The sequence below is a fragment of the Pseudomonas putida genome (assembly GCF_001941965.1).
GTDB classification, from domain to species: Bacteria; Pseudomonadota; Gammaproteobacteria; order Pseudomonadales; family Pseudomonadaceae; genus Aquipseudomonas; species Aquipseudomonas putida_L.
The window spans coordinates 1-6070 of sequence record NZ_MKZO01000059.1 but is presented as its reverse complement, the minus strand read 5'-3'; the positions used below and the strand labels follow the sequence as shown (position 1 = coordinate 6070).

Genomic DNA, 6070 nt, shown 5'->3' with positions numbered 1-6070 from the left:
CGCCGGCTCGGGGTGAGGTTTGAGCGGCACTGGCCACGCCGTCAGTTGTGGGCGTTGCGGTACGGGAGGTGGCGGCGGCAGCGGGTCACCCTTGCCGAACAGGTACTCGGATAAGCGCTTGAGCATGGTTATTTGTTCCTGTCGCAGAGGTCTTGGCCTCGTGAGAAGGAGCGCAACTTGGCCTAAGGCTGAGGGGGCGACAAGGTGAAAAGGCGGAGTTACATAAGTTTCAGATCAGGACTACATGGGATGTGGAATAGGCCTACGAGATATAGGCAGTGATGCGGCGTAAACACCCTGTTTACAGTGAGCGAGAAGGCGTCAGGCCCAAGTCGATTGGTTGAGTCGGCAATCAATAGTGAAACGTTTTCAAATGTGTAAGGTCGAAGTACAGAGTTGCCTGTGGCTGAAGATGCATGTCGCCGAGGTATGTGTAGCGGCTTGGGGCTAACATATATAACGGATTAAATATTGATCTGTCTCAATGGATTCTCGTTTTTAGAACGGTGAAACGGTTGACCTCCCGCCAGTATCCCGGCGCCATAAAATAATCCGAATAATATCGACCGAATAATGGCGAAGCGCCATATCGTGGCGTAGGCTATGCCCCCGCGCCTGTCGCGCACCTCCCGGCCCCAGAGGCTCTACGCCCAGCTATGCAGCAACGAACTGCATGGCTCCGTAGCGCTTTGGCCGCAATCAACAAGTTGCGTTCGGATCGAGTTGATGCCCATTACCCAGAATCTTTCTGAGATCTTCGTTCAAACCCTGGAACAGGCCATCGACAGTGTCGTGGTGATCGATAGCGATAATTGCGTGGTGCTGTTCAACAGTGCCGCGGAACAGTTGTGGGGCTTCAATCGCGAAGAAGTGCTTGGCAATAATGTCAGCATGCTGGTGCCGGAAAGTATTCGCAGCCGACATGACGGCTATGTCAATTCCAATCGCCATACCGGGATCAACAAGATCGTTGGCACCACCCGCGATGTGCCGATCCACAAGAAGGACGGCAGCCAGCGCTGGGGCTCGATGTCGATTTCCCGGGTCGAGAGCGACGGGCAGATTCTCTACACCGCCTTCGTCAAGGACGTGACCGAGCAGCGCAAGGAGCGCAAGCACACCAAGCTGCTGTCGCTGGTGGCCGACCAGACCGATAACGCGATCTTCATCACCGATGGCAGCGGCAAGGTGGTGTACCTGAACAAGGGCTTCGAGAAGCTGTTCGGCTACAACCTCGCGGAGATCGTCGCCTGTCAGCCGGCGGAGTTGCTGGTGCCGGAACTGCCTGCGCAGCGCCTGGCCGAACTGCAGCGCGGCTTGCGCGGCGGGCGTTCGTTCCAGGTCGAGGAGCTGCTGCAGGTGAAAGGCGGAGAGCGCATCTGGTGCAATGTGGCGATCAACCCGGTGAACGGCGCCAATGGCGAACTGGCCCATACGGTGACGGTGCTCACCGATATCACCGCGTCGAAGATCCACCAGGTCTTGCAGCACTGCATTCTCGACGCCATGGTCCGCGAGATGCCGCTGGAGTCGGTGATGGACCTGCTATGCAAGGAGATCCAGCGCATGTCGCCGGAAGTCCGCGCAGCGGTGCTCCAGGTCGACGAGGACGGTGCCATGCACCCGCTGGCGGCGCCGGGCTTCTCCGAGCGCTACGGGCAGTTGCTCGAAGGCCGGTCGATCCGCGAGTGCGTCGGCTCCTCCAGCGTCGCTGCCTGCCGGGGCGAGATGATCTTCGCCAGCGATATCACCCGCGATCCGCATTGGGCGCCGATTCGCGAGGAGTGCCTGGCATTGGGCATCAAGAGCGCCTGGTCGATCCCGATCAAGAGCGCCAAGGGCATGGCCATCGGCGTCCTGGCCTTCTACTACAGCGAGCACCGCACACCCTCGGCGCTGCACCAGCAGATCGTCGAGGTGATCATTCCGCTGTGCGCCCTGGCCATGGAGCGCGAGGTCAATCGCGAGAGCATTCGCCAACTGGCGTTCTACGACAGCCTGACCCGCCTGCCCAACCGCAGCCTGCTGCATGCCAAGGCCGACCATGCGCTGATCGAGGCGCGACGCACGAAGACGGCGCTGGCGGTGCTGTTCATCGATCTGGATCGCTTCAAGCAGATCAACGATTCCCTCGGCCATCCGGCCGGCGACGAGTTGCTCAAACTGGTCGCCCAGCGCCTGGGGGCCAACCGCAGCAGCGTGGATATCGTCGGGCGCCTGTCCGGCGACGAGTTCGTGGTGGTGCTGCCGGACTGCGACAGCGAGCGGGTCAACGATGCCATCGAGGAGATCCGCCAGGCACTTTCCCAGCCGTGCCAGATCGCCGGCTCGTGTTTCTCGCCGTCGGCCAGTATCGGCGTGTGCCTGTATCCGCGCGATGGACACGATATGAGCACCCTGATCCACCGTGCCGACATGGCTATGTACCAGGCCAAGAACTCCGGGCGCGGGCGCTTCAGTTTCTTCAGCCATGAGCTCAACGAACTCGCCCAGGAGCGCCAGGCCCTGGAAAGCGCGCTGCGCGAGGCCATCGAGCAGGGCACGCTGCAATTGCACTACCAGCCGCAGGTGAATATCGAGGACGGCCAGGTCTATGGCGTCGAGGCCCTGGCGCGCTGGACCCACCCGACCTTTGGGGTGGTCTCGCCGGCGCGCTTCATTCCGCTGGCAGAGGAGTGCGGGCTGATCACCGAGCTGGGCCACTGGGCGCTGCGCGAGGCCTGCCGGCAACTGGCGGCGTGGCGGCGCAAGGGCCTGAATATTCCGTCGGTGTCGGTGAACCTGTCGCCGAGCAACTTCCACAACCTCGATCTGGCCGGGATGGTCGGCAGCGTGCTCGACCAGCATGGCCTGGCCGCGCAGGACCTGACCATCGAGCTGACGGAAAATCTGCTGCTCGACACCAACCCCGGAACGATGAAGGTGCTGCATGATCTGAACGCCCAGGGTATCCGTCTGGCCATGGATGATTTCGGTACCGGCTATTCGAGCTTGAGTTATCTGCGCAAGCTGCCGATACAGGAATTGAAGCTGGATCGCAGTTTCGTGCTGGATCTGGAAGCGGATGAGACCAGTCGGGCGCTCAGTGACGCCGTCATGCGGATCGGCGATAGTCTGCGCTTGAAAGTGGTGGCCGAAGGGGTTGAGGAACACGGCCAGTACAGGATCCTCAAGGATCAGGGATATCACGTCGCTCAGGGTTATCTGCTGTCGAAGCCGCTCACGCCGCAAGACCTGGAAGCCTGGATGATGAAGTATTGACGTATTGATCAGGCAAGCTGCTGTCATTTTCCTTTCTTGGAGGTTCTCCCTCATGTTTCCAGCGTACCGGCGGCTCAAGCAGGAGCTTGCAGAAGCTCAGGACCGGCTTTCATCCCTCGAACAGGTCAAGGAAAGCCTTGATCGCGAGATGCTGTTTCTCAAATTGAATTCCCAGGGGCAGGTCATTGCTGCCAATTCCAATTTCCTTGGCGAGATGCAGTATTCGGCCGGGGCGGTGGAGGGCAAGGTACTGTTCAGCCTGGTTCCGGAATACGCCCAGGGCACCAACCACTTCAACCTGATGAAGCGTGCGATCCAGAGCGGCGAGCATTGGGCCGGAGCCTTGCAGCTCAAGCGCGGCAACGGCAACGAGGCCTGGTTGCGGGCCATCGTGCAGCCGATCAAGGACAAGAACGGCCAGGTCAACTACATCTCGCTCTACGCCAATGACCTGACCCGGACCATCGAGTCGTCCCGCGAGCGCGAGAACCTGATCGAGGCACTGCAGCGTTCCACCGCCGTGGTCGAATTCGACCTGCAGGGCAATGTGCTGAGCGCCAACGAGCGCTTCCTGCAGGGCATGGGCTACACGCTGGCAGCCCTCAAGGGCAAGCACCACCGGATATTCTGTGATGCCGCCGAAGCCAACTCGCCGCAGTACGAGCGCTTCTGGGACAAGCTGCGCCGGGGCGAATTCATCGCCGACCGTTTCAAGCGCATCGACAGCCACGGACAGGCGGTCTGGCTGGAGGCGACCTACAACCCGATCTCCGACGCTCATGGCCGGCTGTACAAGATCGTCAAGTTCGCCACGGTGATCACCGACCAGGTCAACCGCGAGATCGCCGTATCCAAGGCGGCGGAAATCGCTTTCACCACCTCGCAGCACACCGACGACAGCGCCCGGCGTGGCAGCGTGGTGATCCAGGAAACCGTGGATGTGATTCAGGGCCTGGCGGTGCAGATGGCGGCGGCGGTGGAGGGTATCGCCGCGCTGGACAAGCAGTCGCAGATCGTCGGCAGCATCGTCAAGAGCATTGGCGGCATCGCCGACCAGACCAACCTGCTGGCGCTCAACGCGGCCATCGAGGCGGCGCGGGCCGGGGAGCAGGGGCGCGGGTTCGCCGTGGTGGCCGATGAAGTGCGGCAACTGGCGTCGCGCACCACCAAGGCCACCGAGGAAATCGTCGACGTGGTGACGCAGAACCAGAAGCTGGCCGAGGAGGCGGTGCGCATCATCGAGCAGGGCAAGGCCCGTGCCGAACAGGGCCTGGAACTCTCGGCCCAGGCGGGCAGCGTGATCGTCGAAATCCAGGATGGGGCGCAGAAGGTGGTGAACGCGGTGGGGCAGTTTACCAATCAGCTTTCGGTGTGAGCCGCGCCGTGCAGCAGGGCGGTTCTGGGTGGACTCGCAGCGGGTTCACCAGAACTTCCACCACGCGCCCTTGCCCAGGTGTTCGATCATCTTCAACTGCTCCCCGAGCACCGCGATCACTTGTTCGTCCCGCGGTTGCTGCACCTGATAAATCCCCAGTGACTCGCTGAACGCCTTGTGCGCCGCGGCCAGGTTGTCCTGCTGCAGGTGGGCCAGCCCCAGCGACGCCAGGCAGGCGCTGACCGGCTCCAGGTCGTCGGGGGTGTCTTCGCGGTAGACCTGCACGGCGCGCTCCAGCATCCGCGCAGCTTCACTGATGCGGCCTTGCTTGAGGTAGCAGTTGCCCAGGGTCTGCAGGCTCTGGCCTACCAGTTGGTGGCTGGGGGAGAAGAGGTTTTCCCGGGTGGTGAGCACATCCAGGTAGAGTGCCTCGGCTTCGGCATGTCGCTGCTGCTCCCAACGCAGGCCGGCGAGTCCGTCGCGCAGGATGGCGAGGCTGGCGGGGTCAAAACCGTCGACGCCTTCGGCGAGATTCAGTGCCTCGGCGAAGCATTGCTCCGCTTTGTCCAGGTAACCGTGGGCTTTGTAATGCACGGCCTGGTCGTTGAGCGACATGACGCGTGCGTTATCGAAGGCGGTGCTGAGCATGGGACGTCCCTTGAGGAAGCCTGGCGGCGGCCGTTATTTTTGTAAGAATGTGCGGATTTAAGGGGAGGATTCTGGCGTGGGTCAAGCAAATCCCGGCTTTTTTTATGGCTTATTGACATGAGTTCGGTGGAAGTTCCGATTCAGCCCTGCGAGCGGCGTGACATTGGCGAGGTGGTGGATTTCATCATGGCGGCGCGGGCGCGGATCTTTCCGATGCTGGCCGAGGCGCCTGTTCCGCAGGATCTGGCGGACTTTGCCGGGCATTACCTGGCCCCAGGGCAGGGGCGCTTCCTGTTGGCCCGGGACCGGGGGCGGATCGTCGCCGGGATGGGTTACCTGCCCTATGACCATCGCTTCGCCCAGCTTGATTATCGCGGTCTGCGGGTCGTGGAAGTGGTCAGGCTGTTCGTCGAACCGGAGTACCGACGTGGCGGCCTGGCACGGCGCTTGTACGAGGCCTTGAAGGCGCTTGCGCTGGAGGACGGGGTCGAGGTGCTGTACCTGCATACCCATCCGTTCCTGCCGGGGGCGATCGCGTTCTGGCAGCGGCAGGGGTTCGACGTGGTGGATGTGGAGGAGGATCCGCTGTGGCGGACGACGCATATGGAACTGCGGTGTGGCTGAGGGCCCTATCGCCGGCAACGCCGGCTCCCACGGTTTGGACTGCCCCCGAAAAGTTGGACAGCTTTAGCCAGCGGCCTGAGCCCTGTAATCGACGGGGCTTAGGCCATTTAGCCTCAGCTTGATGCGGTCATGGTTGTAGTAGCGGATGTACTCATCTAGGCC

Annotated in this window: 5 protein-coding genes and 1 pseudogene; 4 read left to right on the top strand and 2 right to left on the bottom strand. The window is 61.8% G+C overall.

The annotated features are described in order from the left end of the window. Window positions 1–726: 726 nt before the first annotated feature. From PSEMO_RS27335 to PSEMO_RS34430, 3 genes and pseudogenes are all read left to right on the top strand, one after another. Window positions 727–3261, top strand: a complete 2535-nt coding sequence (locus PSEMO_RS27335) for an EAL domain-containing protein (protein ID WP_075806013.1) — start codon at window positions 727–729, stop codon at window positions 3259–3261. Window positions 3262–3313: 52 nt separating this feature from the next. Then, window positions 3314–4090: pseudogene (locus PSEMO_RS34435) on the top strand (PAS domain-containing protein); the annotation flags it as partial. 135 nt (window positions 4091–4225) lie between these two features. After that, entirely contained in the window at window positions 4226–4636 is a 411-nt protein-coding gene (locus tag PSEMO_RS34430; protein WP_372239144.1) for a methyl-accepting chemotaxis protein, read from the top strand. Between the two features lie 45 nt (window positions 4637–4681). On the opposite strand, the gene PSEMO_RS27325 is transcribed toward PSEMO_RS34430, so the two are convergent. Continuing rightward, window positions 4682–5284 carry a tetratricopeptide repeat protein gene (locus PSEMO_RS27325; protein ID WP_075806011.1) on the bottom strand — a complete coding sequence of 201 codons (603 nt, stop codon included), beginning with the start codon at window positions 5282–5284 and terminating at the stop codon, window positions 4682–4684. A 117-nt stretch (window positions 5285–5401) separates the two neighbouring features. Here PSEMO_RS27325 and PSEMO_RS27320 point away from each other — a divergent pair, with 117 nt between their 5' ends. Then, complete coding sequence (locus PSEMO_RS27320) at window positions 5402–5908, top strand: GNAT family N-acetyltransferase (protein ID WP_075806010.1); 507 nt, start codon at window positions 5402–5404, stop codon at window positions 5906–5908. 63 nt (window positions 5909–5971) lie between these two features. On the opposite strand, the gene PSEMO_RS27315 is transcribed toward PSEMO_RS27320, so the two are convergent. Then, a partial coding sequence (locus tag PSEMO_RS27315; RefSeq protein ID WP_144443608.1) for an IS3 family transposase occupies window positions 5972–6070 on the bottom strand: 99 nt, incomplete at its 5' end.